The organism is Corynebacterium aurimucosum (assembly GCF_046895345.1).
Lineage (GTDB): Bacteria > Actinomycetota > Actinomycetes > Mycobacteriales > Mycobacteriaceae > Corynebacterium > Corynebacterium aurimucosum_G.
The window spans coordinates 1,400,590-1,420,473 of the sequence record NZ_CP160096.1; the positions used below are offsets into that span (position 1 = coordinate 1,400,590).

Annotated in this window: 14 protein-coding genes and 3 rRNA genes; 8 read left to right on the forward strand and 9 right to left on the reverse strand. The window is 57.7% G+C overall.

Annotated elements, in window-relative coordinates; translation table 11 throughout:
• The first annotated feature begins 59 nt into the window (after positions 1-59).
• Complete coding sequence (locus tag ABZS45_RS06705) at positions 60-908, forward strand: glutaminyl-peptide cyclotransferase (RefSeq protein WP_412099166.1); 849 nt, start codon at positions 60-62, stop codon at positions 906-908.
• Positions 909-919: 11 nt separating this feature from the next.
• Positions 920-1,522 (forward strand): DUF2771 domain-containing protein, encoded by a 603-nt coding sequence (locus tag ABZS45_RS06710; protein WP_412099167.1) that lies wholly within the window; start codon positions 920-922, stop codon positions 1,520-1,522.
• Positions 1,523-1,669: 147 nt separating this feature from the next.
• On the opposite strand, the gene ABZS45_RS06715 is transcribed toward ABZS45_RS06710, so the two are convergent.
• On the reverse strand, positions 1,670-2,050 hold the full coding sequence (locus ABZS45_RS06715; RefSeq protein ID WP_412099169.1) for a cold-shock protein: 381 nt from the start codon (positions 2,048-2,050) through the stop codon (positions 1,670-1,672).
• Between the two features lie 528 nt (positions 2,051-2,578).
• Between ABZS45_RS06715 and ABZS45_RS06720 the strand changes: the two genes are divergently transcribed.
• Complete coding sequence (locus ABZS45_RS06720) at positions 2,579-3,217, forward strand: resuscitation-promoting factor Rpf1 domain-containing protein (RefSeq protein WP_412099170.1); 639 nt, start codon at positions 2,579-2,581, stop codon at positions 3,215-3,217.
• Positions 3,218-3,493: 276 nt separating this feature from the next.
• Here the strand turns inward: ABZS45_RS06720 and ABZS45_RS06725 are convergent, their stop codons facing one another.
• Positions 3,494-3,679: a hypothetical protein gene (locus tag ABZS45_RS06725; RefSeq protein WP_010187772.1), complete on the reverse strand. Its 186-nt coding sequence runs from the start codon at positions 3,677-3,679 to the stop codon at positions 3,494-3,496.
• Positions 3,680-3,779: 100 nt separating this feature from the next.
• On the opposite strand from ABZS45_RS06725, the gene ABZS45_RS06730 reads away from it, so the two are divergent.
• From ABZS45_RS06730 to ABZS45_RS06745, 4 genes are read left to right on the forward strand one after another with little or no spacing between them, the layout of a single operon-like run.
• Positions 3,780-5,882, forward strand: coding sequence for a helicase-associated domain-containing protein (locus tag ABZS45_RS06730; protein ID WP_412099172.1), 2,103 nt, complete (start codon positions 3,780-3,782; stop codon positions 5,880-5,882).
• A gap of 37 nt (positions 5,883-5,919) precedes the next feature.
• Complete coding sequence (locus ABZS45_RS06735; protein ID WP_412099173.1) at positions 5,920-7,557, forward strand: DNA repair helicase XPB; 1,638 nt, start codon at positions 5,920-5,922, stop codon at positions 7,555-7,557.
• Positions 7,558-7,561: 4 nt separating this feature from the next.
• Positions 7,562-8,200, forward strand: a complete 639-nt coding sequence (locus ABZS45_RS06740; RefSeq protein WP_412099174.1) for a DUF3239 domain-containing protein — start codon at positions 7,562-7,564, stop codon at positions 8,198-8,200.
• Entirely contained in the window at positions 8,201-9,331 is a 1,131-nt protein-coding gene (locus ABZS45_RS06745; RefSeq protein WP_412099175.1) for a pyridoxal phosphate-dependent aminotransferase, read from the forward strand. It begins immediately after the preceding gene.
• A 77-nt stretch (positions 9,332-9,408) separates the two neighbouring features.
• Here ABZS45_RS06745 and ABZS45_RS06750 read toward each other — a convergent pair whose 3' ends face one another.
• Positions 9,409-10,020, reverse strand: coding sequence for a TetR/AcrR family transcriptional regulator (locus tag ABZS45_RS06750; protein WP_412099176.1), 612 nt, complete (start codon positions 10,018-10,020; stop codon positions 9,409-9,411).
• Positions 10,021-10,202: 182 nt separating this feature from the next.
• On the opposite strand from ABZS45_RS06750, the gene ABZS45_RS06755 reads away from it, so the two are divergent.
• The gene (locus tag ABZS45_RS06755) at positions 10,203-10,913 is read left to right on the forward strand and encodes a GAP family protein (RefSeq protein WP_412099177.1); all 711 of its coding nucleotides are present in this window, start codon (positions 10,203-10,205) and stop codon (positions 10,911-10,913) included.
• A 266-nt stretch (positions 10,914-11,179) separates the two neighbouring features.
• Here ABZS45_RS06755 and rrf read toward each other — a convergent pair.
• From rrf to ABZS45_RS06785, 6 genes are all read right to left on the reverse strand, one after another.
• Positions 11,180-11,297: ribosomal RNA gene (gene rrf, locus ABZS45_RS06760) — 5S ribosomal RNA — on the reverse strand.
• A gap of 127 nt (positions 11,298-11,424) precedes the next feature.
• Positions 11,425-14,503 (reverse strand): 23S ribosomal RNA (locus ABZS45_RS06765).
• Positions 14,504-14,973: 470 nt separating this feature from the next.
• Positions 14,974-16,491, reverse strand: a 16S ribosomal RNA gene (locus tag ABZS45_RS06770).
• Together the 16S, 23S and 5S rRNA genes form the textbook arrangement of a ribosomal RNA operon.
• 568 nt (positions 16,492-17,059) lie before the next feature.
• Entirely contained in the window at positions 17,060-17,815 is a 756-nt protein-coding gene (locus tag ABZS45_RS06775; protein WP_412099178.1) for an ABC transporter ATP-binding protein, read from the reverse strand.
• Positions 17,812-18,831: an iron chelate uptake ABC transporter family permease subunit gene (locus ABZS45_RS06780; RefSeq protein ID WP_412099179.1), complete on the reverse strand. Its 1,020-nt coding sequence runs from the start codon at positions 18,829-18,831 to the stop codon at positions 17,812-17,814. The genes ABZS45_RS06775 and ABZS45_RS06780 overlap by 4 nt, the downstream gene beginning before the upstream one ends.
• Before the next feature lie 35 nt (positions 18,832-18,866).
• Positions 18,867-19,868, reverse strand: coding sequence for an ABC transporter permease (locus ABZS45_RS06785; RefSeq protein ID WP_412099180.1), 1,002 nt, complete (start codon positions 19,866-19,868; stop codon positions 18,867-18,869).
• Between the last annotated feature and the right edge of the window lie 16 nt (positions 19,869-19,884).

Sequence of the window (19,884 nt, forward strand, 5' to 3'; positions counted from 1 at the left end):
CTTGCGAGTCACTCTCCCATTATTAATCACGTACCGCGCCATAGTGCACAATGACAGTCATGCCTCTCCTCCACACCGACCGCGCCCTCCGCGCACTTGCTGCCGTCCTCTCCGCTGCTGCACTGCTCGCACCCTTAACGTCATGTTCTTCTCAAGCCGCACACGAGGATGTTTCTTCGTCTACGGCGGGTGGGACGTCGCCAAGCGCAAGCTCCCCAGAGCACCTCGGTGTCACCGTCCTGGACACCGCACCCCTGCCTGCCGATACTTTCACCCAGGGCCTAGAAGTCGACCCCGATGGCAACCTGTTGATCGGCACCGGGCTTAACGGCAAGTCGCGCCTGCTGCGCTTCAACCCGGGAACAGAAACCGCTCTGGAAGAAACCACGCTCGAGCACACATACTTCGGCGAAGGCATCACGCAAACCGACGCCGGCATCTGGCAGCTGACGTGGAAGTCCGGCACGGCCTTCCTGCGGGACTCCACCACCTTTGAAGAACTACAGCGCGCTCATTACGACGGCGAAGGCTGGGGCCTGTGTAACGCGGGTTCTGAGCTCATCATGTCCGATGGGTCTGCCACACTACGCCGTCTCGATCCAGAGACTTTTGAGGAGCGCGGCCCGCGCACCAAGGTCACCCTCGACGGCTCCCCCGTGGATAACCTCAATGAGCTTGAGTGCGTCGAGGGCGCGGTCTATGCCAATGTCTGGATGAGCGAGGATATCCTGCGCATCGACCCGGAATCCGGCGCGGTCACCGCCGTGATCGATACCGCAAACCTCAACCACGTTCCCTCTGCAGATCCCAACGCGGTCCTCAACGGCATTGCCCGAATCCCGGGCACCGACGAGTTTTGGATCACCGGCAAGCTCTGGGATGAGCTGTACCGGGTGCGCTTCGAGTAGGATTTTCTGCCATGGCTACCGTGAAGCAAGCAAGGAAGAAGTCGCTACTGCAGTTTCTGGCGCTCATTATCGCCGTGGCAGTCATCGTCGTTGCAGTGGTGTTGTTCCAGAAGTGGTGGAACGACCGCCCCGGCCCCGAGCCAGCAGACGTCACGATCACGGCCACAGTGGGCGAGGACACCTTAGAGGTCTCCCCCTACATCGTCTGCGAGCCCGGCACGGACTGCGAAGAGGGCGAAGTGCCTAACCTGACGGTGGGCCCCGATGACACCCTGAAAGTGGAGATCCCCGAGGCTATCTCCAACCACGAATGGTCAGTGCTTTCCATTTACGACGACCCGGCCGCTAATGACAGCACCTCCCACGGTGCCAACGAAACCACGTCGCTGGAAATCCCCGGCTCTGTACCGCCTATTGAAGCCTCCACCGGTGAGCGCCCGAAGTTGATGGTGGTGGAAATCTCCACCCTGATGATTGGCCAGGATGCCAACGGCGAGGAGACCCCGATGCACACGGTATGGTCACTGTCCACCATGACTGATGAAGAGCTCAAGGAATCCAAGACTTCCGATAACACCCAAGACGACGAGGCCGAAGCACCAGAAGAGAAATAGCAGTACTGCGGCGCGCGTTAACCCCCACGCGCCTACGCGATCACAAAAGTGCCCTAGCTGCCAAAAGTACGACTGATCATTGAAAAATCAGCACAACTTTCGTCAGCTAGGGCACTTTTCAGTTACGGGCCTAACGCTTTAGATCCCTTAGCTATCCAAGTCCTTGGCGATAGCGCGCAGGATCTCGGCAACCTGGCGGCCAGTCTTGCGCTCCGGGTAGCGGCCTTGGCTCAGCACCGGCTGCACCTGGGTCTCAAGCATTGTCATGACGTCGGAGAGCATGCTCGCCAGCTCTTCGGGCTTGCGGGCCGGGGTGCGACGGCGCGGGATATCAAGCACCTTGACACGCAGTGCCTGCGGGCCACGGCGGCCAGCCGCGAAATCGAATTCAATACGCTGGCCCTGGTGCAGCTCATCAACGCCCTTGGGCAGCACATTGCGACCAACATAGACGTCTTCATCGCCAGGGTTGCTGACAAAGCCGAAGCCCTTGTCTGCGTCATACCACTTCACTTTGCCGATAGGCATGGCTCTTCACTCACTTTCTTTCCGTGTCTCCTCTTCTAAGAGCTTAGGCGCTGCCAGGCACCAGGCTGATAGGATCCGCCCGTCTTGGGACGAGGAGGCGCGGCGAAGCGTGAACCGAATCCTTGCAGCCGCGCGGAGGAATTATCCGTGGAACTTTTAAAGAGATACATTTTAACCCTCACGCTCCCGACAAAGAAACCCACGATAGATATCACCCCAGCAACCACACCCGTTACATGTGTGAGATAGCTAACATTTGCACTGCGAACAGGGGAAATGTTGGGGAATCGGAACTTCCGTTACCGTTTTAGAGCATTTAACGTGACTGTTTCGTTATAAACCGCTACTCTTTCCCACAGGCACTTCGGCCGCCGGCCGTGGAAGTCTCGCCCCAGACACAGTCCGGGCTTCCACACGGCGGCCATACATGATGTGCATGAACATGAACATCAATTGCAGAACTACATGCCGGACTGGGCATCATCTGGGCGCGAGAAAGCAAGAACAACCTAGAGAAGGAATACTTTAATGGGACGCCACTCCGCTAAGAACAAGTCCATCGCCACCAAGTTTGCCGCCTCCACTGTTGCCGTGGGCGCCGCCGCAGCCATCATGGCACCGAACGCTGCCGCTGCACCGGATTCCGATTGGGACCGCCTCGCACAGTGCGAGTCCGGCGGCAACTGGGCCATCAACACCGGCAACGGTTACCACGGCGGTCTGCAGTTCAACGCTCAGACCTGGCAGGCCTACGGCGGCGGTGAATTCGCTCCGACCGCTAACCTGGCAACCCGCGAGCAGCAGATCGCTGTTGCTGAGCGCACCCTGGCACAGCAGGGCTGGGGCGCATGGCCAGCTTGCTCCGCTAGCCTGGGCCTGAACTCTGCTCCGACCCCGCGCGACGTGAGCGCCGCTCCGGAACCGGCTGCACCGCAGGCTCCGGCTGAGGCACCGAAGGCGGTCCAAGAGGCTGCTGAGCAGCCGACCGATGAGCTGGCTTCCGACGCCCTCTACACCCTCATCGAGGACACCGCTACCCAGTACGGCCTGACCATCCCGGCAACCTTTACCGAGCAGTACAAGGCTAACCGCCACGACTTCAACGCCTTCTACTCCGCTAACCGCCACATCATCGACCCGCTGGCACAGGTTCTGGCTACACGCTAAGTAGTGCGCTGTGCAAGCTTGGCACGTAGAGGCAGAGCTTTAAGTACATAAAAAGTAGGGGCCGCCTGGAGAAATCCAGCCGGCCCCTACTTTCATTTCTTCCTAGGCTCCAGAGGAGCCGCTCTACTTAGCCCCAAGACATCCCGAAGAAGGGATGAAGGGATCCGACACATACACGTATAGCCCCACCGAGGAGAACACTCTCGGAGGGGCTGAAAGCAAGCCGCCAAGGCTCGGCTTCACCGCGTATGGATGCGCCGTTAGTTGCGCATCTACTTAGCGGTTGATGCGGGTGTACGGGTGAACGTAGTTGAGCTTTTCTGCCGGCATCGGCAGAATCAGGTCGTCACCGTACGGGCTGGAAGCGCCAGCAAAAGGTGCAGTAAGTTCAGTAATTGCGTGCTCGCGGGGGCTGTTCTTCGGCCAAGCCGGGGATACGAAGCCTTTGTTCTCGTTCGACATGCTCCTCATTATTCCAAACCCCGCGGCAAAAAGTAACTTATTCGCCCAACGAGGGCCCCATGCCTCCCCCTTCTGCTAACTACTAAACTTGATCGCCATTATGACCTCCCCTTCACACCGCGCCCGCGTCACCGAGAGCTACCGCGAGTGGCTCAGCCAGTTGCCCGACGAAGACTTGCGCGCCCTGCTGAGCAACCGCAGCGATGTTCTCTCCCCCGCACCGAAGGACTTCGACGCACTGGCCTCACGCCTGACCCTTCCGATGCACGTCGCGGATGCCTTGGCAGCCAGCAACGCCGAACAGCTAGCTGTCTTGGAGGATATCGCCCAACGCGGCGGCGAGGTCGACATGGTCGAGGACACCAACCCTGAGGTAACTCGGCAGCTCAAGGAACGCGGCCTCGTCTTCGGCGATGCCCCACAGGTGCGCATCGTCACCGCCGTGATGGGCTCACTTCCCACCGGCTGGTCGTTGCGCAACCAAGTAGAGGTCGATGAGAAGGATCTAGCCGCGCTTGCCCCCGAGGAGCGCCGAGTCCTTGATGCTTTAAGCAAAAGCGACGGCATGGGCTATACCACCGACACCGAGCCGGACATCAACTCCGAGGATCCCGCCAAGCGCCTGCTGGCCAAAGGTTTTCTGGAGCGTATCAACGCGCACTCTGTGCGCTTGCCGCACTCGCTCGCCCGCCTGCTGGCTGGTGATACCACCCCGCCCATTCCCACCACCCCCTCGGGGCGCGCGGGCACCCCTGAGCCGAATCCCAAGGCGGATGACGCCGGTGCCGCAGCTGGCCTCGAAGCCGTGCGCGGCATGGAGCGGCTCATCGAGTTGCTCGGAAGCCATCCGGTAGCACTACTGAAGGATTCTTCGGTGGGCGTTCGTCCACTCAACCAGCTGGCCAAGGATCTCGCTCTGGAGAAGGAGGAGGTTGCGCGGCTCATCTGCATGGGCCACCACGCTAGGCTTCTCCACCGCGGCGAGCCGGATGGCTTGGAGGGCCACTTCCTCGCGCCTACCACCGGCTCCCAGGACTGGCTCGAGGCCGATCTCGGGGAGAAGTGGCGCATTCTTCTCGACGCCTGGCGCACCTCCCCCTGGGCCAGCTGGGCTGAGACCCGGGTGCTCGCGGAGGATAGCCTCGTGCGCCGCCTGCCGCGCTTCCGCGCTTTCGTTCTCGGCGTCTATGCACACTCCGCAGTCGCGCTGAATGACGATGAGTTCTGGGAAGAGTTGCGCTTTCGATCCCCACTCTTTGCCAGCCACACGCGCACGCTGACCATTGAGAATCTGCGCGCCGAAGCCGAATGGATCGGCGCCATTGCGCTGGGCAAAGCCACCCGCGTGCTGGCTGATTGCGCAGCAGCCGCCAGCCTTGTCCCCGATACCGTCAGCGAATTCATCATCCAGCAAGATCTCACCGTCCTCGTGCCCGGACCCCTTGAGCCAGACACGCACCGCACCCTCGCCTCCCTGGCGGACCTCGAATCCCCAGGCCTAGCCAGCGTGTACCGCATCAGCGAGGCCACCATTCGCCGTTGCATGGACCAGGGGCTCACCGCGCAGGAAATGACCGACTTCTTGGAAGCACACTCGCCGACGGGCGTGCCGCAGGCGTTGGGGTTTGCCATCGGGGACGTCGCCAAGCGCCATGGCACCCTCCGCAGCGGAGCTGCACTGTCTTATCTCCGCAGCGAGGACCCCTCGCTTCTGGAGCTCGCCGTCGCATCCGTTCCTGATTTGCGTCTGCTCGCGCCCACCGTGGCGATATCTCAGCTGCGCGTGGGCGAGCTGCTGGAGAAGCTGCGCGCTAAGGGCCTCTCCCCCACTGCGGAGGATGAATCCGGGGCCTCCCTTACCGTCGCACCCGAGCCTTACCTGCTTCCTACGCCTCGTCCGAAAGCCCACAAGCGGGAGCCGGCCTCGGTGGACCAAGCGCTTCAGGCTTTGCAGAAGTCAGCACAGAATCCCAGCGCGCAGAAGGAAGAGGAACCGGATCCCCTCACGCTCGCCCGTGCCGCCGCGCGCTTCCACGCCGATATCGTGATCTCCTATGCCGATAAAAGCGGCGAGCTGCGCACCGTGACTGTGAAGCCACTGTCGGTGGAAGGCGGCTACATTGATGCCCTAGGCGCAGCGGGCAAACCCGTGCGCTTCCCGGTACACCGCATTTCCTCCGTCCGCTTCGCCGACAGGGATTAAGTCCTTCCCTGACGCCCAGAGTAGAAAGGCCCCAGACATGCCCGGACCACTCATCGTCCAATCGGACAAGACCGTCCTCCTCGAGGTGGATCACCCGCAGGCCGACGAGGTTCGCGCAGCGCTCGCACCTTTTGCTGAGCTGGAGCGCGCCCCCGAGCACATCCACACCTATCGCATCACCCCACTGGCACTGTGGAATGCCCGCGCCGCCGGGCACGATGCCGAGCAGGTCGTCGACGTTCTGGAGAACTACTCCCGCTTCCCGGTGCCGCAGGCGCTGCTGATCGACGTCGCCGAGACCATGTCGCGCTACGGGCGCGTGCGCCTGCTGGCACATCCGGCCCACGGCCTCATCCTCGAATCGGACGAACCCGTCATCCTGGAGGAGCTCACGCGCACCAAGAAGGTCAGCGAACTTCTGGGCCCGCGCATTGATGACAACACCATCGCCGTGCCGCCCTCCGCGCGTGGGCGGCTCAAGCAAGAGCTGCTCAAAGCCAGCTGGCCCGCCGATGACCGCGCAGGCTACGTCGACGGCGAATCCCACCCCATCGCGCTGAGCACGGAGGAGGTGGACTGGCAGCTACGCGATTATCAGCAGTATGCCGCCGAATCTTTCTGGTCTGGCGGCTCCGGCATCGTGGTCCTGCCCTGTGGCGCGGGCAAGACCATCGTGGGTGCTGCCGCCATGGCCAAAGCCCAGGCCACCACGCTCATCCTGGTGACCAACACCGTGGCCGGGCGCCAATGGCGCGATGAACTACTGCGCCGCACCAGCCTCACGCCGGAGGAAATTGGTGAATACTCTGGCGAGAAGAAGGAAATCAAGCCGATTACCATCGCCACCTACCAAGTGGTTACCCGCAAGACCAAAGGTGAATACCGGGCGCTCGAGCTCTTCGATTCCCATGACTGGGGCCTTATTATCTACGACGAAGTCCACCTCTTGCCCGCCCCAGTCTTCCGGATGACCTCCGACCTGCAATCGCGCCGCCGCCTCGGGCTGACCGCCACGTTGATCCGCGAGGACGGCCGCGAGGGTGATGTCTTTTCGCTCATCGGACCCAAGCGCTATGACGCGCCGTGGAAGGAGCTGGAATCCGCCGGCTATATCGCCACCGCGGACTGCGTCGAGGTGCGCGTCGACATGACGCAGGAGGAACGCCTGCTTTATGCCACGGCACAAGCGCGGGAGCGCTACCGGATTGCGGCGTCGGCAGGCGCGAAGCTGCGGGCCGTCGACAAGCTGCTGAAGAAACATGAAGGTCAGCAGGCACTCATCATTGGCGCTTACGTGGACCAGCTGGAGGAGCTCGGTGAGCACCTAGACGCACCGGTTATCGACGGCAAGACCTCCACCGCCAAACGCGAAAAGCTCTTCCAACAATTCCGGGAAGGCAACCTGGACACCCTCGTGGTGTCCAAGGTGGCCAACTTCTCCATTGACCTGCCCGAAGCCGCCCTGGCCATCCAAGTCTCCGGTACCTTCGGCTCCCGCCAGGAGGAGGCCCAGCGCCTAGGCCGCCTACTGCGCCCGAAAAAGGACGGGCAGGAGGCTACCTTCTACACTCTCGTGGCGCGCGAATCGATTGATGCGGAATATGCCATGCACCGCCAGCGTTTTTTGGCCGAGCAAGGTTATGCCTACCGGCTGGTGGACGAAGTAGACTTGTGAGCTGATGAAGATTTTCAAGTTTGAAGTCAACGAAGACTTTGCCAAGAAGAACAATGAGCTCCTGCGTGATTCCTCGCGCCTGCGCAATTCCGGCCTCGTCATGGGTCTGGTGCTTATCATCGGTGCGATTGCCGTCTATTTTGGAATCGACCCCGTCTGGCGCATCACGCTGGCGGTAGGCATGGCGCTCTTCGGCATCTTTTGCGCCGTCATCGGTGTCTTGGCTTCGAGCAAGGTTGGATCGGCCCAAAAGCTCTACGACTCCTATCCGCTTGCCCCCGCCGTCGTGGCGGAGGTCAACGAGCGCGATATGGTGCTCATGGCCTTGGTGAACACCAACGTGGACCCGAAGGCTCCGCCGCGCTGGGGCGCCTGCCTGCGCACGGTCACCAATATCCCGGGCATTAAGCGCACCGTGGGAACCAAGGTTCCGGTGGCCGCTGTCTCCGGCCAGCGCAGCAGCGACGACAAGGAACATTGGCAGCAGATCACCCCCATGCCGATTGCCTGGGGCACCCCAGATGCGGAGACCGTGACGATTGCCCGCAAGTCCATTCCGGAAGATCAGTGGCAGCGCCTCGAGCGCGCCCGCAAGCGTCTAACCGATGTAAAAGCTACGAAATACGATCTGCTGGTGCTCTAAATGACTGTTGAGAGACTACAAGAATTTGGCGAAACCATCTTCGCCACCATGACCGCGCTTGCCGTAGAGAATGGCGCGGTGAACCTAGGCCAGGGTTTCCCCGACAGCGACGGCCCACAGCGCATGCTGGAGATTGCCCAGGAGAACATCGCCGGCGGCAACAACCAATACGCTCCCCTGCGCGGTGTTCCGGACCTTGTCAGCGCCATCGCGGAGACCTACTCCGTACCGCAGGATCACGTCGTGGTCACCGCGGGTGCTACCGAAGCCATCACCGCCACGGTGCTGGGCCTCGTGGAGCCTGGACAAGAAGTCATCGTCCTCGAGCCCTACTACGATGCCTACGCCGCTGCCATCGCGCTTGCCGACGCCACCCGCGTCCCCGTCCCCTTGAAGGAATCCGGCAACAGTTGGGACATCGACGTCGATGCCGTGCGCGCCGCAGTGACGGACAAGACCGCCATGGTCATCATCAATACCCCGCACAACCCGACCGGTTCGGTCTTCTCCCGCGAAGAACTCACCAAGCTCGCTGAACTCTGCGTGGAGAAGGACCTCCTCGTGTTGGCTGACGAGGTCTACGAAAACCTCACCTTCGGCAGCGCCGAGCACGTCAGCATCGCTTCCCTGCCGGGGATGGCCGCGCGCACCGTCACCGTGTCTTCTGCCGCCAAATCCTTCAACTGCACCGGGTGGAAGACCGGCTGGGCCATTGCGGAGCCTGCGCTTCTCGATGGCGTCATCAAAGCCAAGCAATTCACCACCTTCGTCTCCACCACGCCCTTTCAGCCCGCCGTGGCCCACGCCCTGCGCTACGAACGAGAATGGCTGGACGGCATGGTGGATGAGCTTGCAGAATGCCGCAGCATCCTAGTGGAAGGCCTCAAGCAGCTGGGCTTCCACGTGCATGACACTGGCGGCACCTACTACGTGGTTGCCGATGTCTCCTCGACCGGCATGACCGGCGTGGACTTCTGCATGCAACTCCCAACCACGAAGGGCGTGGCTGCCATCCCGCTTGCTGCCTTCACGGACAACCCTGAGCCATGGAAGTACAAGGTGCGCTTTGCCTTCTGCAAGCGTCCCGAGGTGATACGGGAAGCCGTGCGCCGGCTAACTGCAGAGTCCTAAGAATTCAGGCTCCTAAGCATGCCTTCACCGTCCTGCGCGTTCTTGTCTTTAACGGCTTTCAACCCCTACATTCCGTTCTAGCCTTTAGGAGAACCGGGTTCTACAATCAGCGCGAGTCCCGAAGCAAGGTCTGCCAGCAGCTGCTTCGCCGAGTCCACAGGCGCATTGAGGTAGTCGATCGTCAGCCCGTTGACCAGTGCGGTGACAAGACGAGCACCTTGCTCAGGCGACAGCCCTCGGGCTAACTTTCCGAAACGTTGCGCTACTTCGAGACCTTCAGACACTCGCGCCCGAAACTTCCTCACCTCGGCGTCGTATAAGTCAGCCAGCCATTCGCGCGTCGAGGCAGCAGCTCCCACTATGACCCACACAGCGGAATCCTCGCGCTGGACAGGTCCAATTGGCAAAAGTTCAGCCAGGCGACCGTGGAAGACCGCGTGAAAATCCGTCGCATCGGTTTGTGTAAGGGCCCGCGACTCCTGGCGCTGCAACGACCTGACAAAAGCTTTCGCGATGATATCGTCCCGTTTACCCATCTGGTACTGGACAGTCCCAGGTGCGACGCCAGCCTCAGTGGCGACATTGCGCACGCTCAGGGCATCGAGGCCCTGGCTGACCATCACTCGAATCGCAGCATCAGCGATCACTGCGGTGGTACCGGTGATGGGGGTATTGCGATCAACAGACAAGGAGCTCCAATCTTCCGTGGCTCAAATGCGATGAGCCATTCATAAGTGTAGTTGCACTCACGCATTGCGCCTCATACAATCGTACCAACCGCACGATTAATACGAACGTATTAATCGGGGTTGAGGCCCTTCGCGAAGCTAAGGTCAACCTCCCCTCGAACACCCGACTACTGGAGAATTCCATGTCAGACTTCCTTCCCCTTGCCGGCCTTGCACTCGTAGATAGTTTGAGTGCAGGTACCCTTGTCATTCCTATCGCCATGATTGTTATCTGGCGACGAGTACGTTTAGGCCTATTGGGCACCTATCTCGCTACGATCGCCACGGCCTACTGCGGCCTTGGCATTGCGCTTCTATTAGGATTCGATGCTGCAGTATCGAGACTTTCTGGCGTAAGCGAGACTGACTGGTTCCAGTGGGTGACGCTTGTTCTGGGCGCAGGGCTTTTCATCTTCGGCGTCTTCTCGCCAAACCCCAAAAAGCCCGCGGCCACGCAGACCGCCGGCCCCGAAGTACCGAAGAGTCGCGCCTCCCGCCTTGCACGGGGCGCGTCACTGAGTGCGTCCGGCATGGTAGGGCTTGCGCTAGGTGCTGCCGTTGTCGAGGCTGCAACGATGTTGCCCTACCTAGGCGCAATGGGAATTATCCAGTCTATGTCTTTCGGGTTTAGCGGCAAGGTCGCGCTTATTGCGGGGTACTGCATCATCATGGTCCTTCCGGCAACTCTTATGGCTGTCATTGCAGGCGCAGCAGGGCCGGCTATATTTCCCCGTCTGGAGCGCGCCATCCGTCGGCTGGAGCATGAAGCCAAAGTGACGTTGCTGTGGATTGCGGCAATTGTGGGAGTCTACATGGCGGCATCGAGTGCAGAAGGACTCGGATTGATCGGTTGAGTGCCGGGTTGAACCTTGAGCGATAGCGGCGATTGAAGAGCCCCTTCCTGCAGAGCTAGCCCCGGCCCGTCATAACGGCAGCCGAGGGCTAAGTCTTCTCCACCCCTTCTCCACGCCTTCGTGCGGGTAGTGGCCTGCCAGCAGGATGTATGCATCTTCGTGTCTGTACTTTTAGGCTGCATGCGAAAACAACGAAGAGACCCTTTGAAAGCGGTGGTGCTTTCAAAGGGTCTCTTCTGTGTTTATTGAGTTGTTGTTTTGTTTGGTGTCGGCGGTTTCTTACTCTCCCACAACCTCCCGGTTGCAGTACCATCAGCGTTAGCAGGCTTAGCTTCCGGGTTCGGAATGGGTCCGGGCGTTTCCCTGCTGCTATAGGCCACCGACAAACACTCGAGGCATCTTTGTGCCTGGTTGCGTGTGTTGTGTCAGATACTGTGTAGTGGACGCGAAGCGACAGTGTGTTTCTTGTCTTTATTTGTGTTTATATGTTGACACACTCAATTGTGAGTGTGTGTGTTTGTTTTGGTCTATTAGTACCAGTAGCCTTCACACCTTGCGGTGCGTCCAGGTCTGGCCTATCAACCCCATCGTCTTTGGGGGACCTCAAGTGAAACCTCATCTTAAAACAGGCTTCCCGCTTAGATGCTTTCAGCGGTTATCCCTTCCGTACGTAGCCAACCAGCGATGCTCCTGGCGGAACAACTGGCACACTAGAGGTACGTCCGTCCCGGTCCTCTCGTACTAGGGACAGCCTTCTTCAAGTTTCAACGCGCGCGGCGGATAGAGACCGAACTGTCTCACGACGTTCTGAACCCAGCTCGCGTGCCGCTTTAATGGGCGAACAGCCCAACCCTTGGGACCTACTCCAGCCCCAGGATGCGACGAGCCGACATCGAGGTGCCAAACCATCCCGTCGATATGGACTCTTGGGGAAGATCAGCCTGTTATCCCCGGGGTACCTTTTATCCGTTGAGCGACACCACATCCACAAGTAGGTGCCGGATCACTAGTCCCGACTTTCGTCCCTGTTCGACATGTCTGTCTCACAGTCAAGCTCCCTTGTGCACTTACACTCACCACCTGATTGCCAACCAGGCTGAGGGAACCTTTGGGCGCCTCCGTTACATTTTGGGAGGCAACCGCCCCAGTTAAACTACCCACCAGGCACTGTCCCCAACCCAGATCATGGGCCAAGGTTAGACATCCAATCCGATCAGAGTGGTATTTCAACAACGACTCCACACACACTGGCGTGCATGCATCATAGTCTCCCACCTATCCTACACAAACCGAACCGAACACCAATACCAAGCTATAGTGAAGGTCCCGGGGTCTTTTCGTCCTGCCGCGCGTAACGAGCATCTTTACTCGTAGTGCAATTTCACCGGGCCTGTGGTTGAGACAGCAGAGAAGTCGTTACGCCATTCGTGCAGGTCGGAACTTACCCGACAAGGAATTTCGCTACCTTAGGATGGTTATAGTTACCACCGCCGTTTACTGGGGCTTAAATTCTCAGCTTCGCAGCCAAAAGACTACTAACCGGTCCTCTTAACCTTCCAGCACCGGGCAGGCGTCAGTCCATATACATCAACTTCACGTCTTCGCATGGACCTGTGTTTTTGATAAACAGTCGCTTCCCTCTATTCTCTGCGACCCCACAACCCACCACCAGCGCAAAGACTGGTTTAAGTCATGTGGTCCCCCTTCTCCCGAAGTTACGGGGGCATTTTGCCGAGTTCCTTAACCACAGTTCACCCGAACGCCTTAGTATTTTCAACCTGACCACCTGTGTCGGTTTAGGGTACGGGCCATACATCCACATCGCTAGAGGCTTTTCTCGACAGTACTAGATCACCAACTTCACCCACATTTGGGCTACGCATCACGCCTCAGGCATTACGGTGTGCGGATTTGCCTACACACCACCTCACACGCTTACACCAACAATCCACTAAGCGGCATGGCTACTACACTGTGTCACCCCATCACTTGAACCACACATCAGGCCCCACGACATCAACAACCAACATGTTCAAAGAACACATCAATTATATCCGCGGTGGTTAGTATCAGTGCTTTATCATGGGCGCGGATATACGGGTACCAGAATATCAACTGGTTATCCATCGACTACGCCTGTCGGCCTCGCCTTAGGTCCCGACTCACCCTGGGAAGACGAACTTGACCCAGGAACCCTTAGTCATCCGGCGGGAAGGATTCTCACCTTCCAATTCGTTACTCATGCCTGCATTCTCACTCGCACACACTCCACGCCTCCTTACGGTAACGCTTCAACACATGCACGACGCTCCCCTACCCAAACAAAAAAGTTTGCCGCGGCTTCGGCGGTGTGCTTGAGCCCCACTACATTGTCGGCGCAGGACCACTCGACCAGTGAGCTATTACGCACTCTTTCAAGGATGGCTGCTTCTAAGCCAACCTCCTGGCTGTCTTCGCGATCCCACATCCTTTTCCACTTAGCACACCCTTAGGGGCCTTAACCGGCGATCTGGGCTGTTTCCCTCTCGACTATGAAGCTTATCCCCCACAGTCTCACTGCCGCACAACACAAATTGATGGCATTCGGAGTTTGGCTGACATTGCTAAGATTGTAGTCCCGCTCAACCAACCAGTAGCTCTACCTCCACCAAGCTAATGCGACGCTGCACCTAAATGCATTTCGGGGAGAACCAGCTATCACGGAGTTTGATTGGCCTTTCACCCCTACCCACAGCTCATCCCCGCAGTTTTCAACCTACGTGGGTTCGCGCCTCCACAGCATCTTACTACTGCTTCACACTGGCCATGGGTAGATCACCCCGCTTCGGGTCCAGGACATGCCACTTAAAACACCCCATTAGGATTCGGTTTCCCTACGGCTACCCCACACGGGTTAACCTCGCGACATGCCGCTGACTCGCAGGCTCATTCTTCAAAAGGCACGCCATCACACCATAAAAAGGTGCTCTGACGGATTGTAAGCACATGGTTTCAGGAACTATTTCACTCCCCTCCCGGGGTACTTTTCACCATTCCCTCACGGTACTCATACACTATCGGTCACACTGAGTATTTAGGCTTACCGGGTGGTCCCGGCAGATTCACAGCAGATTCCACGAGCCCGCTGCTACTCGGGCAACCCAACAACCCATGCATTGCAGCCTTCAACTACGGGACTATCACCCTCTACGGTAGGCGTTTCCACACCACTTCACCTAACAACAACACACAAGCAAACCAGTGGTAGCTGATTCACATTGGGGCCCACAACACCGCACACACAACCCCTACCAAGTATCACATGCACACGGTTTAGCCTCATCCACGTTCGTTCGCCACTACTAGCAGAATCATAAATTTTATTTTCTTCTCCTACGGGTACTGAGATGTTTCACTTCCCCGCGTAAACCCCCACAACAGCTATGAATTCACTGAAGGGTAACACCCCATAACAGGTGCCAGGTTTCCCCATTCGGACATCCTCGGATCAACGCTTTATTGACAACTCCCCGAGGCTTAACGCAGCCTTACACGTCCTTCATCGGCTCAGCATGCCAAGGCATCCACCATGCGCCCTAAATAACGAACACACAACCACCACCAACAACCACCACACAACAAGCAGCAATCATCAACAGTGGCGTGAACACACAAAACACAAAAAGAACAAAGAAATCACACAAACCACACACCCACCACAACAACCAACTATAAAAAGCCAGCTGCCACAAGGTAAAAAGCATGCGGTTTAATGCTCGCGTCCACTATACAGTTCTCACACAACACCCCACACAACCCAACAACCACAACCAACAAAGGCCTACACACGGTCATTACCATCATGTGGGTTATACAACCAGGGAACAATGCCCCAGACACCCAACAATGCACCACGTACTTTTAAAAAAAATGTTAGTCAACCATTCTGGTTAAGATGTATCTCCACCCGATTATCATTCGATGGCAGTAGAACAATCGCCTACATCAACCACCACACACATGAGAACAAATACTCACATGCTCATAGCACCAACTGGTGCTTAAAATTAAAGCTCCTTAGAAAGGAGGTGATCCACCCGCACCTTCCGGTACGGGTACCTTGTTACGACTTCGTCCCAATCGCCGATCCCACCTTCGACAGCTCCCTAACAAGTTTAGGCCACTGGCTTCGGGTGTTACCAACTTTCATGACGTGACGGGCGGTGTGTACAAGGCCCGGGAACGTATTCACCGCAGCGTTGCTGATCTGCGATTACTAGCGACTCCGACTTCATGGGGTCGAGTTGCAGACCCCAATCCGAACTAAGGCCGGCTTTCAGCGATTCGCTCCACCTCACAGTGTCGCTGCGCGTTGTACCGACCATTGTAGCATGTGTGAAGCCCTGGACATAAGGGGCATGATGATTTGACGTCATCCCCACCTTCCTCCGAGTTAACCCCGGCAGTCTCTCATGAGTCCCCAACCAAATGCTGGCAACATAAGACAAGGGTTGCGCTCGTTGCGGGACTTAACCCAACATCTCACGACACGAGCTGACGACAACCATGCACCACCTGTACACCAACCACAAGGGACACTACATCTCTGCAGCAATCTGGTGTATGTCAAGCCCAGGTAAGGTTCTTCGCGTTGCATCGAATTAATCCACATGCTCCGCCGCTTGTGCGGGCCCCCGTCAATTCCTTTGAGTTTTAGCCTTGCGGCCGTACTCCCCAGGCGGGGCGCTTAATGCGTTAGCTACGGCACAGAAGACGTGGAAGCCCCCTACACCTAGCGCCCACCGTTTACGGCATGGACTACCAGGGTATCTAATCCTGTTTGCTACCCATGCTTTCGCTCCTCAGCGTCAGTAACTGCCCAGAGACCTGCCTTCGCCATCGGTGTTCCTCCTGATATCTGCGCATTTCACCGCTACACCAGGAATTCCAGTCTCCCCTACAGCACTCAAGTTATGCCCGTATCGCCTGCACGCCCGAAGTTAAGCCCCGGAATTTCACAGACGACGCGACAAACCACCTACGAGCTCTTTACGCCCAGTAATTCCGGACAACGCTCGCACCCTACGTATTACCGCGGCTGCTGGCACGTAGTTAGCCGGTGCTTCTTATACAGGTACCGTCACTTGCGCTTCGTCCCTGTCGAAAGGAGTTTACAACCCGAAGGCCGTCATCCCCCACGCGGCGTCGCTGCATCAGGCTTCCGCCCATTGTGCAATATTCCCCACTGCTGCCTCCCGTAGGAGTCTGGGCCGTATCTCAGTCCCAATGTGGCCGTACACCCTCTCAGGCCGGCTACCCGTCGACGCCTTGGTAGGCCATTACCCCACCAACAAGCTGATAGGCCGCGAGCTCATCTTGCACCGAAAAAAACTTTCCAACCACCACACTAAAGACGGTTCATATCCGGTATTAGACCCAGTTTCCCAAGCTTATCCCAGAGTGCAAGGCAGATCACCCACGTGTTACTCACCCGTTCGCCACTCGAGTACCAGTGCAAGCACTGGCCTTTCCGTTCGACTTGCATGTGTTAAGCACGCCGCCAGCGTTCGTCCTGAGCCAGGATCAAACTCTCCACAAAAAAGGCCGTGAAAAGCCCAAACCTAACAAAAAGAACAAACCACAACAGACCAAAAGGCCTGAACTGGCTATCCAAAAATTACATAAAGAAAAAATCCATCAACCAACCCCCAACCCGACGGGGATATACAGGGAGCCGGTCACGTTAGAAGATTTTAAACAATACGCCCAAACAACTTATGTTATTTACAATGACGCCGCTTGAAAGAAAAGCGCCATCCGGCATACACCAACCGCAACACACATACAACGCATCACGGCCAAAATGAATAAAATCAACCAACAAAAAAGTACATTGGCACACTATTGAGTTCTCAAACATCATCCGCACACTCTTTGCACTGAATCTGTTTATTCATTGCTCTGAGCGGCTGGAGTTCATACTCTAGCCAACAAGTTTAAATCTTGTCAACTGGGAGTTAATCTCCTTGTCACCGGCGTCTCGCGGCGACTCCGATAAATATACGCACACCCCCAACAAACAACAAATCCCCAGGAAGATGCACCTTTTGACACTCTTCCTGGGGCGGTTTTCCTCGCTGTCGGGCAGTCCACCTGAATGTTAATAGCTAGTGGTAACAGGCCAACAGCCCATCCGGGCCATCGATAACAGTGATTGGGGTTTCGAAGATGGGCGTGAGGATCTCATCACGCATGATCTCCTCCGGGCTTCCGAAGGCAACGATGCTCCCGTCCTTGGCCGCACAAATATAGTCGGCATAGCGGGCAGCAAAGTTGATGTCATGGAGGACGATGATGATCGTCCGGCCAAATTCCTTGGCGGCCTTCCGCAAATGCTTCATCATCTCCACGGAGTGTGAGATGTCGAGGTTGTTGAGGGGTTCGTCGAGAAGCACGTAATCCGTTTCCTGGCAGAGCACCATCGCCACGTAGGCGCGCTGGCGCTGGCCGCCGGACAGCTCATCGAGATAGCGATTCTCCAATTCACGCAAGTGGAAGAAGTCAATGTAGCGCGAGACTATCTCTTCATCTTCCGCAGTCAGGCGCCCCTTCGAGTAAGGGAAACGGCCGAAGCTCACCAGCTGGCGCACGGTCAGCTTGGTAATGAAGTGATTCTCCTGGCGCAGGATGGAGAGGATCTTCGCCAAGTCCTGAGATTTCGTGGCGGACACGTCGTAACCGGCGACTTCGATGGTGCCTTCGTCGACGTCGAGAAGCCGGCCAATCATCGTCAGCATCGTGGACTTGCCCGCGCCATTCGGCCCAATCAGCGCAGTGATACCGCCGGAGGGGATCTCCAGATCGATGGGGCCAATGTTGGTCTCACCGGAGTAGGACTTGGAAACTTTGGAAAGCTTGATCACAGCTTGCCCTTTCGCAGAATGACCAGAAGGAAGACACTGCCACCCACGAGCTCGATAATGATGGAGACCACGCCCTGCGCATAGAAGACGTGCTGCATGAGGAAGTAGGCGCCGGTAAGAACAGCAAAGGCTGTGGCAATTGCCATTGGGAACAAAAAACGGTGGTCATACGTCTCCGCCGCCTGGTAGGCCAAGGTCGCCACGAGGAAGCCAAGGAAGGTCATAGGCCCTACAAGCGCGGTGCTCGTCGCCATAAGAATGGAGACCAAAATCAGGGTATAAATTGCATTGACCTTGTGGTTGACACCAAGGTTCGTCGCAGCATCGCGGCCCAGAGCTAGCACGTTGAGCTGGCGGGAGTTCAGATACATCAGCAGTGTCACGGCGAGAACCAGCGGAATGGCGATGGGATAGTACTCGCTCTCCGCGTTATTCACGGAACCGAAAAGGCGTGCAGTCAGCACATCGAATTCGCTGGGTGTCAGCATGCGCTGCATAAACGTCGAGAGCGATCCCAGGCCTCCACCGATAATGATGCCGACCAGCAACATCGCATGCATATTGTTGCGGCGGCTGGTCAGCAGCCATGAGTACAGCACGAGGGATAGGGCCACCATGAGCACAAGCTGTACAAGGAAGGTTCCCATGTTGCGGGCCTGAGTTAGACCGGAGGCGCCAAGGAAAAAGATCGTGGCTGTATTAATTGCTACGTACAAGGACTCAAACCCCATGATGGAAGGAGTGAGAATCCGGTTGTTGGTCACCGTATGGAAAGCCACCGTAGCCACGGCCTGGCATACGGCGACGATCGCCATGGCCGTCACTGCATCAGCGCGGCGACGTGCAATGAGCCACCATTTGCGGGTGCCAAATTCCATGGGGTTGTCGTAGGCCAAGAGCCCAAAGGCGAAGGCCAAACCAGCGACAATCAGTACGCAGAGGATGATCCAGTATTTTCGTGCCGCAGCAGCAGACTGGAAGCTTCCCACGTTCCGCTGGGCACGTGACGTTTGCACAGGTTCCTTCGTCGCTGGGATAGAGATACTTACGCTCACTTGGTCGACCTCACGATCAAGACGACGAACACGATAGCACCCACAATGCCCAGGATGACTGATACGGGCATTTCAAACGGGGAAATAATGGTGCGGCCGATGAGGTCGCATAAGGTCACCGTGGCGATACCGAGCAGGCAGACCCACGGGAGGTTAGAGCGCAGGTCATCGCCGCGCAGCATGCTCACTACGTTGGGCACGATAAGACCGAGGAACGGCAATGCGCCGACGACGACGGTAACAACACCCGTCGCCACGGCGATGAGCCCGGTTCCCAGCAGAATCATCCGCTGATAGTTCAACCCAATATTGGTGGCGATATCCTCACCCAGCCCAGCGACGGTGAGTTTGTCAGCATAGAAATACACAGCCACCAAAACCAGCAGCACGATCCACAGGACTTCGTACTGTCCTTCATAGACAGAGGTAAAGGATCCCATGAACCAGATGCCGAGCTGCTGCAAGGTATCCGTCGCTAGCGCCACGTAGGAAGACACCGCACTGACGACCGCGCCCAGCATGATGCCGATGATCGGCACGATGAGTGAAGAGCGCAACGCCACACGGCGCAAGAACGCGAAGAACACCATGGTGCCCACAAATGCGAAGAGCACCGAAATGATCATCTTCACCAGCACCGATGCGTGCGGGAAGAGGATTAAAGAAAAAAGCAAGCCAAGACCTGCCCACTCAGTGGTACCCGTCGTCGTGGGTTCCACGAAGCGGTTTTGAGTCAGCAGCTGCATAACCAAACCGCTCATTGCCATCGCAGCGCCCGCCAAAACGAGCGCCACGGTACGCGGTATGCGGGTGGTGAAGAACATGTCCCAGCCATCCTCATTATCGAGGATGCTGTACTCGCCCACCATGAGGGAAAGGAGGAGTAGCGCGACGACGCCAAGTACGCCAAGGCCCAGCTTCCAGGTCAGCACAGAACCGCGCGAACTGCGCTTGTTCGCGGCTGGCCGCTGGGACGCAGCGCTACTCTTCACCGTCACGTTGTGAATCTTCTCC